The sequence below is a fragment of the Flavobacterium hydatis genome, from assembly GCF_000737695.1.
Lineage (GTDB): Bacteria > Bacteroidota > Bacteroidia > Flavobacteriales > Flavobacteriaceae > Flavobacterium > Flavobacterium hydatis.
Map to the genome: position 1 here is coordinate 83,516 of NZ_JPRM01000027.1, position 18,964 is coordinate 102,479.

An 18,964-nucleotide genomic window follows, 5' to 3' on the forward strand; every position below is an offset into this window, starting at 1 on the left:
TATCTCAATGGTAAATATTTTTAGTTTTTTTTAAATGTTTTTATCTTTTAAAATTTGTGGGTAATGAATACTTGTATGTACTATCATTTCTCCAAATAATGTATTTGCCCAAGCAAACCATTTTCGGGTAAACTTAGTTACATCATCTTTATGGAAAGATTCGTGCATGAATCCTGTATCTGCATTTGTTTTTATTAAATTACTAATACAATGCTTAATCTCATTTTCATCTACACTCGTAATCGCTCTTAAAACAATACTCATAGGCCAAATGGTGTCAGTTCCTGTGTGTGGTCCTCCAACGCCTTCTCCTGCTTTTCCTTTATAGAAAAATGGATTGTTTTCTGAAAGTACTACTTTACGCGTATTCAAATATAGTGGACTATCTGGTTCTATAGCTCCTAAATATGGTAATGATAATAATGAGGGAACATTGGCATCATCCATCATATGGAAACTTCCGTATCCGTTTACTTCAAAAGCAATAATTTTTCCAAATTTTGGATGATCAATGATTCCGTTTTCTTCTAATCCTTTCTGAACTTGCCCTTGTAATTCTTTTGCTTTAGCAACTAAATCATTGTCTTTTAATGCTGGTAAAGAAAAGATTTCCTGAAGATATCCAAGTACTTCTATGGCAAACATATTACTCGGAATTAAATAGCCAAATAATGTACTATCGTCACTCGGTCTAAAAGTCGAAACAATTAATCCGCATGGTTTTACTGGATATCCGTAACCGCTTAATGGCACACCATCGGTAGCCCAAGCTGTTACTCTCTGGAAATTGTATGGCCCTTTATCAGTCCAGCGTTGTTGTTCTTTAAAAGTTTGCAATACCAAAAGCATGGCTTCTTTCCACTTACTATCAAACAAACTTATATCTCCTGTTTCCTTCCAATATCCGTGTGCCAATCGTATTGGGTAACACAAACTGTCTATCTCCCATTTACGCTCGTGAATACCAGGTTGCATTTTGGTCATATCATTTTTCCATTCACTTACCTGATTAAAATCTTTGTAAAAAGCATTTGCGTAAGGATCAAGTAAAATACATTTCGTTTGGCGGTTAATTACCCCTTTTACCAATTCGGCTAGTTTTTTATCTTCTTTTACAAACGGAATATAAGGCCATATTTGTGCTGTACTATCTCTTAGCCACATCGCATCAATATCTCCTGTTATTACATAAGTATCTGGTTTGCCATCGATAATTTCAAAATCGACCGTTGTATCTAGTGTATTAGGAAAACAGTTTTCGAACAACCAAGCTAGTTCTGGATTTGCTATTTGTTTTTTGATTCTAACAATTGCGGCTTCAATAGCTTTACTTGTAAATTTTCTTTCGGCCAATGGTGGTCTTTTGGTAATAAAATCTTTTAGTGCAAAATTAAAAGCATCCGATTGCATTCCGAAAACATCAGTTTGAAGTGCCAATAATCCTGCTGAAAAAATCCCTGTGTTTTTTATAAATTTTCTACGTGATTGCATAGTATTATTTTGAAGTTGAATAAGAATATGGATAGGCACTTGCTGAAGTTCCTCTTTGTAAATTAGGTTTGCTGCTCATGTCAAAATTTAATTCACCACCTTTTAGTACGTCAAAATGATTGATGAAATTTTTGGTATGACTTGCATTATTCCATTTTAAATCCTGAACATATTTATTGGTATCTGAGTTATTTGGTGCATTTATAATTAGTTCCTTTCCGTTTTCCATTTTTAATGTTAGTTTCTTAAATAATGGTGCTCCAAGAACGTACTCAGCTGTTCCTGGACAAACAGGATAGAATCCCATTGCTGAGAAAACGTACCAAGCCGAAGTTTGTCCGTTATCCTCATCTCCGCAATATCCGTCAGGAGTTGGTTTGTACAAACGGTTCATTACTTCACGAGACCAGTATTGTGTTTTCCAAGGTTCGCCTGCATAATTATATAAATAAATCATGTGCTGAATTGGTTGATTTCCGTGAGCATATTGTCCCATATTCATGATTTGCATCTCGCGGATTTCATGAATAACTGCTCCGTAATAACTATCATCAAAAATTGGTGGTGTAGTAAAAACTGCATCTAATTTTGCCGTGAATTTTTTCTCTCCTCCCATTAAATCAATCAAACCATGTACATCATGAAATACGCTCCAACTGTAATGCCACGCATTTCCTTCGGTAAAAGCATCTCCCCATTTAAAAGGATTGAAATCTTTAGGAAAACTTCCGTCTTTATTTCGTCCGCTCATCAATCCGATTGATGGATTATAAAGATTCTTATAATTCATCATTCGTTTTTCGTATAAACTGATTTCTTTTTTCGGACGGTTTAGGGCTTTCGCCAATTTCCAAATGGTGAAATCATCATATGCATATTCTAATGTTCTGGCTGCATTTTCATTGATTTTTACATCATAAGGTACATAGCCTAAAGTATTGTAATACTCTACTCCTTTTCTTCCTACTGCATCCATCGGACCTTCGTTATTAGCTCCGTGCAACAATGCTTCGTATAATTTGTTTATATCATATCCTCGCAATCCTTTGATGTAGGCATCAGAAACTACAGAGGCCGAATTATTCCCAACCATTACATTTCTGAATCCTGGACTTGACCATTCTGGCAAAAATCCACCTTCTTTATAATCGTTGATTAACCCTTCTTGCATTTCTTTATTTATCGAAGGATAAACTAAATTTAACAAAGGATATAAGGCACGGAATGTATCCCAAAATCCTGTTCCTGCATACATATAACCTGGTAATACTTTTCCATTATAAGGGCTATAATGCACAATTTCTCCCTTAGCATCTATTTCGTATTGCTTTTGCGGAAAACAAACGGTGCGGTATAAACTTGAATAAAAAGTTTTAAGTTGTTCTTCGCTACCTCCTTCGGCATTTAGTTTCCCTAGAATTTTATTCCATTCTTGTTTAGATTCGGCTACTGTTTCATCAAAAGTTGCTTTTCCTAACTCATTCTTCAAATTCAATTCTGCTTGTTCTATGCTAATAAATGATGATGATACTTTTACATTTACTTTCTCTCCTCTTTTGGTTTTAAAACCAACTATTGCACCAACATGATTGTCTTTTAATTCTAGTTTGTCTTTTTCCAGAACTTTATCATGCCATGTATAATTTGTTGCAAAAGGTTTATCGAATTGCAATACAAAGTAGTTCTTAAAATTCTCTGGAACTCCACCACTATTACGGGTTGTGTAACCAATAATTTTATTTTCTGATGGAATTATTTTGATATAAGATCCTTTATCGAAAGCATCAATTACGATAGAAGATTGTTCGTTTTCTGGAAATGTAATCTGAAAATGTGCCGCTCTTTCCGTAGCTGTAATTTCGGTTGTTACATCATAATCGGCTAGATATACGCTGTAATAATAAGGTTTTGAAACCTCGGCTTTATGGCTAAACCAACTTCCTCTTTCGTCTTCTGCAAAAGTCAACTTTCCTGTAACTGGCATGATCGAAAACTGTCCGTAATCGTTCATCCAAGGCGAAGGTTGATGTGTTTGTTTGAATCCTCTAATCTTTTCGGCAGTATAAACATATGCCCATCCGTCACCCATTTTTCCTGTTTGTGGTGTCCAGAAATTCATTCCCCAAGGTCTGCAAATTGCAGGATAGGTATTCCCGTTAGAAAGACTATGCAAAGATTGTGTTCCCATTAACGGGTTAACATATTCTACTGGATCTAACGCTTTAACTTGTGCATTTACAAAAATGCAGCATTGTAATATCCCTAAAAAAATTAAACTCTTTATTTTCATATGCTGTGTTGTTATCCTAACAGGTTTTAAAAACCTGTTAGGTATTTTATTCTTTGTAAAATGTGAATCCCGATTGGCTAAGCTTTGTCAAAGTTTAAAACTTTGACAAAGCTACCTAAGCCTGAAAACTAAAACCTTAGATCATACCTAACAGGTTTTAAAAACCTGTTAGGAGACTGAAAACTGCGACTGTAAACTGAAAACTTCCTAAAGCGGTCTATCTTCTTTCTTTACTCCAAAAGTTGTCGATGGTTTGCTTCCCATATACAGTTTTAATTCTCCTCCTTTTACAATCATATCATGCGTGATGTATGATTTTGTGTATGGTTTTCCGTTATACTCTGCTTTTTGGATATAGATATTTGTTTTACTATTATCTATAGCTTTTAATGTAAATGAAATTCCTTCTTTATGATGAATTGTCGCTGTATTTACTAACGGACTTCCTAAAACATAAATTCCGTTTGCCGGATTTACTGAATAGAATCCCATTGATGAGAATACGTACCAAGCCGACATTTGTCCTAAATCCTCATTCCCGCATAATCCGTCTGGTTTTGTCGAGTAGAATTTATCATCGATTTCACGGATTAGTTTGGCTGTTTTCCAAGGTTGTCCTGCGTATGCATAAAGGTATAGAATATGATGATTTGGCTCGTTTCCTTGTGCATATTGACCGATTAATCCACTGATGTCTGGTGAAATTTCTTCGCCTTCTACTTTATCTGTTATTAAGAAAAGTGAATCTAATTTGGCTAAAAATTTATCTTCGCTTCCAAACAATTCTATTAATCCGTAAGGGTCTTGTGGAACTAACCAAGTGTATTGCCACGCATTTCCCTCTACATAATCGTCTTTACGATGTGCCGATGAAAGCGGATTAAATGGTGTTCTCCAATTTCCATCGGTTAGTTTCCCTCTCATGAATGTGGTTTCTTTATCAAAATAAAGCTTGTACAAATTGGCTCTTTTAGTAAAATAGTTATAATCATCAGTTTTACCCATTGATTTTGCCATTAGTGCTATACAATAATCATCGATGGCATATTCTAGAGCATTACCAACTGATTCTAGCACTTTATCGGCAGGAATATATTCTAGTTTCTGAATATAATCCATTCCGTCACGAGTTTGCATCGCAGTCTTTTTGATAGCTTCATAAGCCAATGCGGTATCGTAATCTCTATATCCTTTCATATAAGCATCTACAATAACTGCAATCGAATGATTCCCGTTCATGGTATTCGTTTCATTACCCATTAAATGCCAAACTGGTAATCGCCCTTGTTGCTCGTAGATTGCCAAAAATGATTTAACTATGTCATTAATTTTATCTGGTTGTGTAATCGTATATAATGGATGTAAACCTCGGTAAGTGTCCCAAAGTGAAAAAGTTGTGTAATTGGTAAAACCTGCTTTTTCGTATACCTTTTTATCTGTTCCTCTGTAATCTCCGTTTACATCATTAAAGATTGAAGGTGCAAACATGGTATGATATAATGCTGTATAAAAAACTTTCGTTGTTTTATCATCTGCTTTTATCTGAATCTTGTTTAATTCTTTATTCCATTTTGATGTCGCTTCTTTTGCTACAGCATTAAAATCCCAACCCGGAATCTCGGCTTTAATATTCGCGGAAGCGTTTTCATAACTTACTGGAGATATTCCGACTTTTACTAAAACTTGTTTATTTTTTAAAGTCTTGAAATCTAAAACCGCTTTCATTCTTACCGCCTCGCCTTCATTTCCTGCGACTGCCGTTGTAGCATCATACAATGCCATATTAGTAATTGGCTCTGAGAATTCGATTGTAAAAAAGATACGCTGATCGGCTGCCCAACCTGCAGAATATCTATATCCTACAAGTGTTGTTTCGTTTATCTTTTTTATGAATGTTTTTACTGGTTTGTCCCATCCTACACCATCAGCAAGGTCTAGTAAAACGTGATTATCTGTAGTGGTATTAAATGTGTATTTATGAAAGCCTACTCTTTCGCTAGCTGTTAGCTCTGCTTTAATTTTGTATTTATCAAGCAAAACGCTGTAATATCCTGCTTTGCTTACTTCGTTTTTATGCGAAAAATAAGAGCCATAACCCGTTACCATATCTTCTTTTGTTCCTTTGGTAAGTGGCACTTTTCCTGATAGTGGCAACAACAAGATATCGTTTAAATCTCCAATTCCTGTTCCGCTTAAATGGGTGTGTGTGAATCCTAATATCGTATTACTTGCATAATTGTACCCACTGCACCAATCCCAACCTTCAAAAACATTTACTGGTCCTAACTGCACGGCTCCAAAAGGAACATTAGCACCAACAAATACATGTCCGTGTCCCGCAGATCCTATTAATGGATTTACATATTGGGTGTAATCTATACTAGTTTGTTTTGCTTTCTTTTCCTGTGAAATTGCAGGATTAGCAAAAAATAGATTTAAAGCTACAATACCGCTAAAAGCTATTTTGTTATATTTTTTAAACATCTATTCTATTTTTTTATTTGAATTTATGGTGAAAAAGATTTGCAGAAAACCTTTGAACACAAAAAAAATTAACCGCAGAGGTCGCAAGGATTTACGCAAAGGTCGCAAAGATTTTAATCTTTAATGTTAAGCAAAGACGCACTGCGGTGCGTCTCTACAAAAAACCTATGAACACAAAAAAATTAACCGCAGAGGTCGCAAAGGCTTTAACCTTTAATGTTAAGCAAAGACGCACTGCGGTGCACCTCTACAGAAAACCTATGAACCTTTTTTATTCGCAATACAAGAAACCTTTGTACCTCAGAACCTCAGAACCTTAGTACCTTTTAAGAACATCATAAAGAGAATAAACCTTAACCTCTGGTTTTGCCATTTTCCCTTCGAATGTGATTGTTTTTTCTTCTCCTGCTTTTAAGTCGATATAATTATCACTCCATTTGCCTGTGTATCCTTTTATGGAAACATTTACATATTTAGCAAATTTTGATGCTTTTAAAATCAATTTATTTCCTTGTACTTTCCATGTGATTTTTGGATCTTCTAGTTTTAAATCTATCGGACGTGTCAAATCAATTTCGGGAGTTATATCATCTCGATAAGCTTCTTTCATCGCGTACCAAGCAGCTTTTGGTTGTCGGTCGTAATAATCGGTTACGCTCCAACTTGCTACTGGCCAACAATCATTAAGTTGCCAAACCAATGTTCCCATATTATAAGGTGCTTTAGAACGATGGATGCCGATTATATTTTTAAGCGAATAATACTGTAAACATTGTGTGAGATACGTATAATCCTCGACATTCATTTTCTTTATTTTGGTCGAATCAATAAAATAACGGTTTAGATACGAATCTAATTTCATGAATCCTTTACCTGCTTTTTGATGGGCTTGCAAAATATCTGAATATAAATATCGGTCTTCTGGTTTTGTAAATCTTTCGATAGAAGAATAATTTGGCATCGCTTGCATTCCGTATTCACTCACAAAACGACCAGTTTTTTTCTGTACTGCTTCTATATCTTCTAATCCCCACCAAGTTCCCCAATAATGGCTATCTCCTTCGGTAATACTTTTTTCTTTTGACCAATGAAATAATGGTGATGAACTAATATATGGTCTTTTATTATCGACTTCTTTTACCCATTTTGGGATACTATCCTGAAACAAACGAACGTAATCTTTCCATAAACGCGTTGAATCTTGTTTGGACATATTCATGCTTTTTTGCCAACCCCAGTTCTTAAATGCTTCGTCGGCTTCGTTATTTCCGCACCACAATACAATACTCGGATGATGACGTAAACGCTTTACTTGGTATTGTACTTCTTTTTTTACATTGTCAAAAAAAGCATCATCTCCTGGTACCATTGTACCTGCGAACATAAAATCTTGCCAAACATTAATTCCGTATTTATCGCATAAGTCATAAAAATAATCATCTTCATAAACTCCTCCACCCCAAATACGCAGCATATTCATATTGGCATCTTTTGCCATGCCAACTACTTTTTCGTATTCTTTTTTGGTTACTCTAGAAAGAAATGCATCCGAAGGAATATAATTGGCGCCTTTCATGTACACTGGCTTTCCGTCGATTTTAAAGTAAAATGATTTACCTAAACTATCTGGTTGTTGTACTAACTCTATCTTACGATTAAGTACATACGGTTTCTCAGGCGTTTTTTCATCGTAAGCTTCTAATCGTGGTGTTTTCCAAATTCCGCAAGTAGTGAATTTTGGTCCCCAATCCCATCCAAAATGGTACTGCGCTTTACGTACATAAGCACGAGGATTGTCTGGAATTACAAATGGTAAATCTTTCTTGGCAAGCGAATCGACTACATTTTGTGCCGATTTAAATACGATTACCAAATCATTATTACCCGATTTGATTATTTTCTTTACATCAACTCTCCATTGACGAAACATATTATCGGCTTTTAAAACCAATTGATTGTTTAAGTAAACTGTTGCGTAAGTATCTAATCCGTCAAAAACTAGTTCTGCATTCTTTTTGTTAAACGTTGCTGGCGTAACCTGAAAGGTCGTTTTATACTCCCAATCTTTCTTTTCTATCCATTCTAGTTTTTTCTCATTGTCCCTATAAAATGGGTCTGGGATTAATTTGTTGTTTAACAAATCGGTATGAATCTCTCCAGGAACTGTTGCCGGATACCATTTTGTGGTTTTGGTTTCCCGATATTGCCAATCTTTTTTTATATCTATATTTTGAGCATTTACTGCAAATGAAAAACTTGCAAGACAGATGCCGACAAACCAATAAAAGCTTTTTTTACATTCCATTTTTACTGAGTAATAAAATTATTATTTATGTCTAATTTTTAAGTATGCTTTTTGCAAATAGCAAAAGGTAATTTAACCGTTGGCAGTGGGAGAAGGGTAATTGTTTTCACAATTAACTCCTTCTCTTTTTAGGTTTTATTTCCTAGAATAAGAGTAACTAACAAAAATATCTAGACATTATTTCCTTTTTTACGGCTGCCAAACTTATATTAATTTTAGATTGGTGATTTTAGTTCCGATCCCGAAACGTTGGGAAAGGATTAGATTTTAGATTGCTCAAAAAATCATTTATTTATTTTAAGATCTTTGGAAAGTAATTCCATCTTTTTCAGCAAAAAGTAATTTTTCTGATTGCGAAAAAAAAGGTACTAAAAAACAATATATTAACCTCTTTATAACAAATGTTTTTTTTATAAAAAATCAAAATAGAAACTTAAAAATAAGCCGGGAGGATATTCCTACCCGACTTATTCTAACTAATCAACCAAATTAATTATTATTTATCCCACCAAATTCTAGTTGTCATTAAATCCAACCCTTGGCGTTGTATTGCTGCCTTGTAATTTGCTCCGTTTGTAATTAACTCCGATTGATCGTAAATTAATCTTCTTGGGATTGTACCGTCTGTTTCTCCTAAAGGATCATTTACTGGTACTAAAACAGGATATCCAGTTCTTCTCCACTCTGAGAATGCTTCGAAACCATTAAATAGTAAAACAATCCATTTTTGAGTAATAATTTGCTCTATTTTTTGTGCTTCTGTTCCTGTAGCTTTAAATGGATGTGCTGTAATATAATCGTTATACTCTGCAATGGTAACTGCTGGCACTTTGTCTCCAAAAATAGACAGGATTTGCATTGCTCCTTTTACTCCATCTTCGTAATGTTGCTGAGCTGTTCCTGATACATTCCAACCTTTTGCTGCTGCTTCTGCCAATAAAAATTCTACTTCGGCATAAGACATGATTAGAGTTGGTGCGTCTAAACGTAATACGGTAGAAGTATTAGGATCTGAGAAAAGTTTTTTGTCTCCACCAGGAAACTCTTTTGCATCATTTGCAAGCCCTTGCTGATCTGCAGGATTATTATTTCCTGAAGCTTCTAATTTTGCATAAACTCTTAAACGCGGATCGTTTGTATTCTTTAATAAGTCTATAAAAGTTTTGCTGTATTTTATATTTGATTCTCCTCCGTTTAAGTCATTTCTTACCCAAGATGATGTTATTGGGTTTGTTCTAACTCCTTGCGGGCTTGCATCGTGTTTTAATACTGCACTATCAATATTAGAATTAAAAACTCCTTTTGCAGAAGCTTTTTCTACATATTGTTTTGATTTTGCCGGATCTACTTTAGACAAACGCATCGCAACTCTTAACATTAATGAGTTTGCAAACTTTTTCCATTTTGCTACATCACTTTGGTAAAATAAATCTGCATTACCTACAAAAGGTTTATTTGCATCTAATGCATCTCCTGCTTCATCCAACTCTTTTAATAAATCATTGTAGATGACTTGTTGCGTGTCGTATTTAGGAGCAAAAATATTTCCGTTATATCCCTGTCCTGCTTCAAAATACGGAATCTCTCCATACGTATCTGTCAGTTTCTGGAACATAAATACTTTCATAATTCTACATGCCTGAATCATATTTGAGTTTTCTGCCGTTTCTGGTAAAACAGACATCAACTGAAAAATTTGATTCAATCCTTTTCCGTAAGATTCTCCAAATAAAGATCCTGAATACTCTGATGAGTAGGTATATTTAGAACCTGGCCCTCCTAATGAAGAAAATTGTTGTACTATTTGAGCAGCATATCCATTATTTCCTCTTGTGTTAGAATAATCTTGTCCGTCGATATATATTTCAGCAAGTGTGAACATCGATTTTGGTGCTGGATCTGTTAATGCATTTGGATTCTTGTTTAAATCCTCGAATCCTTCATCGCATGCTGTGAATGTCATTGCACTAACAATAGCGATACAGAATATTTTTATATATTTATTTTTCATCTTTCTATTTTTATTATTAGAATTTGACATTAAGGGTTACACCATAATTTCTAGTTAAAGGCATAGAAGCTCTTTCAAGTCCTTGCGCATTGCTATTAGAATAATTTGACTCTGGGTCAATGTTTGGCGTAGCACTATAAATTGTCCATAAATTATGAGCAGAAAATGCTAAACTAATAGATTGAAATGGTGAATGTGCTAGATATGCTTTTGGGAAATTGTAGCTAAAAGAAACTGCTCTTAGCTTAACAAAATCGGCATCATAAACAAAATTAGATGTTACATCACTATAACTTCTCCAATAATCATATGCAGAAAGTCGTTCGTCTATGATGTTCCCAACAGGATCTCTACCTTGTACAGCAATTCCTCCTTCACGTCCTTCAAGCGTCTTATCTGACAATCCGTAACGTGTTCCTAACTGATTTGTCGCCGAATAGATTTCTCCTCCAAATTTAGCATCTACAAAAATCGAAAGTGTTAGGTTTTTATAAGTAAAATCATTTGAGAATCCCATAGATGTTGGAGCTACTCCTTGTCCTGCGATGATTAAATCTCCTCTCATGAATTTTCCATTAGAATCTAATAAAATATTTCCTTTATCATCTCTTAAATAATCATACGCTTTGATTACTCCAAATGGTTGCCCTTTCTCTAATACTACTGATGCTCTGGAATCTCTATTTCCTTCTAATGTTTTGGTAGTAATTTTGTCTGACAAGTTCAATACTTCACTATGGTTGTAAGCAAAATTATAACCTACATTCCAACTAAAGTTTTCTGTTTTTATCGCTTTTACATTTACAGCAAACTCAACTCCTTTATTTAAAATCTCACCTACGTTAATCTTGGTTGTTCTGTAACCTGAACTTTGAGAAATATCTGCATCGGTAATATCATTTGTTGTTTTCTTGTAATAGAAAGTTAAATCTGTACTAACTCTATTCTTAAAGAATGTATTTTCGAAACCAAACTCGATTGTACTTACGTTATAAGGTTTTAGGAATTTGTTAGGAACAGTTTCTCCGTTAACACCTAAAATTGGTTGTCCTTGAGCCTCTGTTTGTCCGTCTGGTGCTGTATATGTTAAAGCTAAAGCATACGCTTCTGGCAATGCTCCTCCTACATTACCCCAACCTGCTCTAAACTTACCGTATGACATCCACTCTGGGAAATCGATAACTTCTGAGTAAACAAAACTTGTACTAACAGATGGGTAAAATGTACTGTTATTAGCAGGATTTAAAGTAGAAAACCAATCTTCACGTCCTGTAACATTTAGATATAGGAAATTTTTATATCCTATGTCGGCAGAATAAAAAAGAGAGTTTACTTCACTTTCTGAGTATAATTTCTCTGTTTTATCTGGCATTGTATTTCCATAAAAGTATTTAAACGGAACGATAAAGTTGTTCCCTTTCATTTTAATACCACTATATCTGTTATGCTGACGGTTTGCTCCAATAAAAGCATCTAATGAAATATCTTTGGTAATATCTCCTTTGTATCCTAAATAACCAGATGCATTAACTTCTGAACGATTTTCTATTCTGTTTTCATAAGATCCTCCTGGATTATAATTGATTCCTGTAGGTTCGATTTCAGTATATTCATAATTAATATCATCAATACCAATTACTGCCTTAGCGTAAATTTTATTTGTAATGTTATAATTTACTTTGGCAGAACCAATAAAACGTTTTCTAAGGTCATCGTTTAATGTTTCTTGTGTTGCAAAATATGGATTAGTTTGGTACGTATTTGAACCAAAATAATCTGCTTCTCCTCCGTTTGCATCATATCCGTTACTTAACCATCTAATGTCTGATCCTGGCGTTAAAAAAGTAGTAGGGAAAGATGGGTTTCTTGGTGAATCATTCAAATAAGGTCTGTTATGACTTTTCTCAGAAATGTATTGTGCATTAGTTTCAATGCTTACTTTTTCATTTACTGCAGAGTTTAAACTCAAAGCAACGTTGCTTCTTCCAAAATCTGTTCCTGGTAGGATTGACTCATCTTTTGTGTTTCCGAATGATAATCTGAAATTTGTATTCTCGTTACCACCAGACACTGCTAAAGTATTACTGAAAGAAAATCCTGTTCTGTAAAAGTTTTTCACATTATCTTTTCCGTAGGCTTGGTAAGGTCTTGTTTGTCCATCAAGAGAAAGTGAAGGTGTTCCGTCATATTTATCTCCCCAAGCAAAATAGTAAGAATCTCTAAGTTCTTGTAAATTATTAAATCTTGTAGCAACTCCATTTACTGGTGCCCCCGCTCCGTATTGGTCTTGCCATTTTAATAAACTTACAGGAGTATTAAATGTAGCGTTTGTGCTAAAATCTACTCCAATTCCTTTTCCAGCTTTACCTTTTTTGGTTGTAATTAAGATAACACCATTGGAACCTCTATATCCATAAAGTGCAGATGCCGCACTACCTTTTAATACCGACATAGATGCGATATCGTCTGGGTTAAATGATGACATTCCATCTCCTTTATCTGCTCCTCCCCACATTCCTGCATTCCCTTGCTGGCTATTATCAATAGGAATACCATCTACTACATACAAAGGTTGGTTAAGTCCTGAAGCCGAAGTTGCTCCACGAATTACTACACGGCTTGAACCTGATGGTCCAGAAACTGGTGCAGAAACATTTACCCCAGCAATTTTTCCCTGAAGTGCATTTCCCAAGTTAATTTCTTTGGTTTTAGTTAAATCTTCTCCTTTAATTTCTCCAACTGCGTATCCTAAACTTTTCTTTTGTTTTTTTACTCCAAATGAAGTAATAACAACATCTTTTAATTCTTCTACACTAGATAATAATAAAATATTAATCGTATTTTCTTTCTCTCCAACTTCAATATATCGTGTAACATAACCAATAGATGATACTGTTATACTAATTTTTCCTTCTGGAACTGTCATTGAGAAACGTCCGTCGGTATCCGTTATAGCACTAATGGATTTTCCTTTTACCTTAATTGTGGCAGAAACAATTCCCTTGTTATCTGCATCTGCTACTACGCCTGTTACTGATCGATTTTGTGCCACAGCTCCTAAGCTGGTCAACAATACCATTCCTAACACTGCTAAAATTTGTTTCATACGCATTCGTTTTGGTTTATTTGTTTTGATTTGTTTTTGTGTTTGACTTGTTTTTGTTTTAAATATTAATAAAAAATTTGAACTCAATTTTAATATGTCTTTCCTAGCCTCTAATCCAAGAATATCATTGATTAGCACCTATTTGAAACTTTCTTTATTTTGCTAAATCGATATAGTAAATTCATCAAAAAATTTTAGTGATTTTTGCTTTTTGATAAATTAAAACTTACTAAAACGATTTAGTAAAAAAACTAAAAAAAAGCCAAAGCTACCTTTGTTCTTTTTTTTTAGAAAATGGCATTGTATCTATGTTATACCGATTCTCTTATTATTAAATTTCCTTTTTTACGTATTCCTTCAATAACAACAGGCTTAATTCCTGTCATTTGATCCATCAATAATTTTATTGCATTCTCGGCTATTTCTTTAATTGGCTGAGCAATAACTGATATGGTCGGTGTATGCAATCTAAAACTATCGTGATCATCAAAACTTATAACCGAAACATCTTCTGGAATCCTAAACTTCATTCCTCTAAAAGCCTGAAGTCCTGCTAATCCCATATAATTCGCCAAAAATAATACAGCATCGATTTTTTGGTTCTTTGTAAAAAAGCTAAATATATCGGCAATTTTACTTTCTTCGCTACTATTGTAATCCATATGAAGAACAAGGGAATCATCATAAATACCTTCTTCTTTCAAGGCATCTCTATATCCGTCTTCTCTAAGCTTCATCTGGATCATTCCAGAATTAGTATTTACAACTGCAATATTTTTTCTTCCTTTACTTAACAAAAATTTAGTTGCAGAGTGAGAACCTTCGTAATTATCCATTACTACGTGACTCACTTTCTGGTTAGGAAAATATCTATCTATTAATACAACAGGTTTTTGCAATTTTAAAAGTAGGTCTATACTTTTTTCCAACTTTTCTGTTGGTGTAATTATAAAACCATCCACATTAGCCTGCAAAAGACTATGTATCAATTCTTCTGAACGTTCATCATCACCACCTGTACTACAATAAAAAACTCTATAATCAATTCTCTTAGCTTCGTCCTCTATAACTCTGGCAAGATCTGCAAAGAACTGATTCGAAATATCTTCAACAATAAGTCCGATAGATCTAGTCTTTCCTGTTCTAAGACTTGTCGCAATCATGCTAGGTCTGTAATTAAGTTTATCTGCAACTTCTTGCACTTTTTTAATTACCGCAGGACTAATTCCCATTTTTTCGCCTTTATCATTAATGACAAAAGATACAGTAGATATAGATACTTGCGCCTCTGTGGCAATATCTTTAATAGTAATCTTTTTCATTTGGCGAGTTAATTTTTTATTAAGCTGTTATTAATTATATCACAAATATATATAAAAATAGTTACTAAAACGATTTTGTAATTATTTTTTTGAATAAAACATTATTTTATAGACAATTCCAAGTATTATCATCAGTGATTACAAGTCTTTACCGATTAATTAGCATATTTACTTAGTGTTGTTCAGTATTCAGTGTTTAGTCGCAGTATACAGTTTCAGTATTCAGTTTCAGTATTCAGTATTCAGTATCAGTATTCAGTATCAGTATTCAGTATCAGTATTCAGTATCAGTATTCAGTATCAGTATTCAGTATCAGTATTCAGTATCAGTGTTTAGTCGCAGTTTCAGTGACAGTTAAAGCGTTTAATCACCGTTTATTTCTTTAAACCTTAACATCTTAGTCACTTTGAACCTTTCTCACTCAGAACCTTAGCGTCTTAGTACCTCAGAACCTTTGCCTCTTTGAACCTTTGCTCCTCTGAACTTCTAAATAGTTATTTCCAAAATTGCTCCTTCTCCATTTAACACATAAGCATCCATTGCTGCAGGGATTAAAACTGTATCTCCTTTTTTATATTGATACACTACATTTTCATGTCTAATTTCAAAAGCTCCTTCAATACACATATAGACTGTAAAAGTATCTCCTTTTTTATTTACTTTCACACCTCCGTTTAACGGAATAAAATTTGTTGTAAAATAAGGACAATCCACAACTACATTAGACTCATTTACAGTCTTTTCATATTTCTTGTATGTATCAACTTTATTATAATTGATAGCATCTAAAGCTAAATCAACATGTAATTCTCTTTTATTTCCCTGTGCATCTACTCTATCAAAATCATATAATCGATACGTAATGTCCGATGTTTGCTGAATCTCTGCAACAACCAATCCTGCTCCTATAGCGTGAACTGTTCCTGTTTCCAGAAAAAACACATCACCCACTTTGGCTTTTACATCATCAAGAATAGAAACCAACGTTTTATTATTTAAGTTCTCCAAATATTCTTCTTTACTTGAATCTTCCTTAAAACCTACAATAATCCTTGCATCGGCATCAGCTTGCATTACATACCACATTTCGGTTTTACCAAATGAATTATGGCGCTCTTTTGCCAACTCATCATTAGGATGTACTTGTATCGATAAATCTTCGCGAGCGTCTAGGTATTTAAAAAGTAATGGAAATTGTTTTCCGAATCGGTTATAAACTGACGTTCCCAAAATTTCGTTTGGCTGTTCATCTATTAATTCTGTTAATGATTTTCCTTTTAATTCGCCATTGGCAACAATACTTATATCTCCTTCTACTGTAGATAATTCCCAACTCTCACCTGTTATTTTAGAAACGATAGGTTTATTAAGAACCGTTTTTAGTTTTTCGCCTCCCCAGATTCTTTCTTTTAAGATTGGTTCAAATTGTAAAGGGTAAATTTTTATGCTCATTTTTATGTTTTTTAAATTATTGTTTTTTTTGGATTGTCTAAAAGGGAACGCGGATGACGCGGATTCGCTATCGCAAAAACACGGATAAAAACGGATTTTAAAACAATACTTTGTTTTATATTTTTTGCCACTAATTTCACGAATTGTCACAAATTATTTTTCATCTAACTTAAATCTGCTCAATCTGCCACCCGAGCGATAGCGAACAGACGAAGTAAATCTGTGTGAAACAAAAAACTCTTTAATCCTTTTAATCTGTGGCTATACTTTTCTCTCGCAGATTTAGCAGATTGAGCAGATTATAAAATCCGTTTTTATCAGCGTCTTTCCTTTAGGAAATCCGTATCATCCGCGTTCCATTCACAAACAATGTTTACTTTATAGAAATAGCCACACCACCACTTGCAGCTAATTTTTGCTTTAATTTAGTTTTACTATTTACAGTTACTTTACGAATGTTATATGATTGCGGATTAGTTTTGTAATCTGCCGTTTTTCCGTCTTCGTAAATCGTTGCTGTGTATGATTTTCCTGCAGGTAAGAAACTAAAATCAATCGTAGCTATACGTGGATTTTCATCTGTGATTCCGCCAACAAACCATTCTTGTTTTCCTTTGGTTTTTCTGGCAATGGTAATATAATCTCCAGGTTCAGCTTCGAGGATATACGTTTCGTCCCAGTCTAAAGCAACATCTTTTATAAACTGAAATGCATCTTTAAAACGCATATAATTTTCGGGTAAATCGGCAGCCATTTGCAACGGACTGTACATAGTAACATACAATGCCAATTGTTTCACTAATGTTGTACTTAACTTGTTCTTCTTGGATCCGTAAACCGATAAATCTCCCTGAAAAATACCAGGTGTATAATCCATTGGCCCTCCCATAAGTCGGGTAAAAGGTAAGATTGTAGTATGATCAGGATGAATTCCTTCCATAGCTTCAAACTCTGTTCCTCGTGCCGATTCTTGTGCAAACCAGTTAGGATACGTTCGGTGTAACCCTGTAGGTCGAACGGCTTCGTGAGAATCTACCATGATTTTGTGTTTCGCCGCTTCTTTAGCTACATACGTATAATGATTTACCATTTGTTGTCCGTCATGGTGTTCTCCCCTCGGGATAATTGGACCAACATATCCTGTTTTAACCGCATTATAATTATTATCAACCATAAAATTTAAAGCGTCATTTAGTTGTCGTTCATATTCGGCAGTTGAAGATGTAGTTTCATGATGCATCACAATTTTTACCTTCTTTTTACTCGCATAGTCGCTTAAATCTTTTACATCAAAATCGGGATAAGCTTTAGTAAAACTATAAATACGTTCTTTCTTAAAGGCGGTATTGTCTTCCCAACCTTCATTCCAACCTTCGACCAAAACGGCATCAAAGCCATTTGCAGCAGCAAAATCTATATATTCTTTTATATGTTTCGTATTTGCTCCATGTGTAGTATTAGGCTTTAATTTAGAGAAATCGGTAGAACCAATAACTACATCTTGATTATCAGAATATGCCCAAGTAGATCCACCTCCTGTAAAATATTCCCACCAAACACCAATATATTTTACTGGTTTTATCCAAGAAGTATCTTCAAAATTGCAAGGTTCGTTAAGATTCAATATCATTTTTGAAGCCAAGATATCTCTCGCATCATCACTTACTACAATTGTTCGCCATGGTGTAAAACTTCCCGTTTGTATATATCCTTTATTGCCCACAGCATCTGGAACAAGATGCGAACTCAACGAATATGTTTTATCATCGACATTAAGGCACATTGCAGGATAATTTTTTAAAGCTGCTTCGTGAATATTAATATAAATTCCAGCATCCGTCTTAATCATTAAAGGCGTTTGCGTGGCTAAATTCTTGATAGTGGTTTGTGCTGCAAGAGAAACATGTGTTGCATCGTAAACCAAAGATTGCATCTCGGATATTTTAGAAGTTGTATAGCTATATTCGTTTGTATCATAATCGCCCGGAATCCAAAAAAGTTTATGATCTCCAGTTAAGTTAAGCTCGGTTGTTTCTTCCTGAATAATAAAATGACGCAAATTATCTTGCACAGGAAATTCATATCTAAAGCCTAAACCATCATTAAACAAACGGAAATAAATTGATATTTTTCGTTTGCTTTTCTCCTGAATAAGGTCAGTTTTTAATTCGTTATAGTGATTTTGTATTTCTTTTTGTTCTCCTAAAACTGGTTTCCAAGTACTGTTTTCTGACAGAAATTTGGTCTCTGCAATCTGGAAACCTTTATTCAGCATAATATCCGATTTTATAATAAAACCCAATTTACTTTCCTTAATCACTTCTTTATTCTTGTAACTCAAAGAATAAATTGGCGTTCCTTCGGCATTTAAATGAAACACTAAAGTCAAATTTCCATCGGGCGATTTAAGTTCCTGAGCATTCATAAAAGCAGTTGAAACAAAAATAAAAAAGCAGATAAAAAGTATATTTTTCATAATTTTAAGAAAGTTACATAAATTGC

General features: G+C 34.2%; 9 protein-coding genes. All 9 read right to left on the reverse strand.

Annotated elements, in window-relative coordinates; genetic code table 11:
- Positions 1-30 precede the first annotated feature (30 nt).
- Positions 31-1,491: a glycoside hydrolase family 125 protein gene (locus tag IW20_RS16590; RefSeq protein WP_035625006.1), complete on the reverse strand. Its 1,461-nt coding sequence runs from the start codon at positions 1,489-1,491 to the stop codon at positions 31-33.
- A 4-nt stretch (positions 1,492-1,495) separates the two neighbouring features.
- A complete protein-coding gene (locus IW20_RS16595) occupies positions 1,496-3,781 on the reverse strand; it encodes a GH92 family glycosyl hydrolase (protein WP_035624785.1) in 2,286 nt (761 codons plus the stop codon).
- Positions 3,782-3,988: 207 nt separating this feature from the next.
- Complete coding sequence (locus IW20_RS16600) at positions 3,989-6,265, reverse strand: GH92 family glycosyl hydrolase (protein ID WP_035624788.1); 2,277 nt, start codon at positions 6,263-6,265, stop codon at positions 3,989-3,991.
- A gap of 316 nt (positions 6,266-6,581) precedes the next feature.
- Positions 6,582-8,570 (reverse strand): beta-mannosidase, encoded by a 1,989-nt coding sequence (locus IW20_RS16605; RefSeq protein WP_035624791.1) that lies wholly within the window; start codon positions 8,568-8,570, stop codon positions 6,582-6,584.
- Between the two features lie 496 nt (positions 8,571-9,066).
- A complete protein-coding gene (locus IW20_RS16610) occupies positions 9,067-10,581 on the reverse strand; it encodes a SusD/RagB family nutrient-binding outer membrane lipoprotein (protein WP_035625008.1) in 1,515 nt (504 codons plus the stop codon).
- A gap of 16 nt (positions 10,582-10,597) precedes the next feature.
- Complete coding sequence (locus IW20_RS16615) at positions 10,598-13,687, reverse strand: SusC/RagA family TonB-linked outer membrane protein (protein ID WP_240478503.1); 3,090 nt, start codon at positions 13,685-13,687, stop codon at positions 10,598-10,600.
- 311 nt (positions 13,688-13,998) lie between these two features.
- Positions 13,999-15,009, reverse strand: coding sequence for a LacI family DNA-binding transcriptional regulator (locus tag IW20_RS16620; RefSeq protein WP_035624792.1), 1,011 nt, complete (start codon positions 15,007-15,009; stop codon positions 13,999-14,001).
- A 487-nt stretch (positions 15,010-15,496) separates the two neighbouring features.
- The gene (locus IW20_RS16625; protein ID WP_035624796.1) at positions 15,497-16,462 is read right to left on the reverse strand and encodes a type I phosphomannose isomerase catalytic subunit; all 966 of its coding nucleotides are present in this window, start codon (positions 16,460-16,462) and stop codon (positions 15,497-15,499) included.
- A gap of 373 nt (positions 16,463-16,835) precedes the next feature.
- Complete coding sequence (locus IW20_RS16630; RefSeq protein ID WP_051885835.1) at positions 16,836-18,938, reverse strand: glycoside hydrolase family 97 protein; 2,103 nt, start codon at positions 18,936-18,938, stop codon at positions 16,836-16,838.
- Positions 18,939-18,964 lie beyond the last annotated feature (26 nt).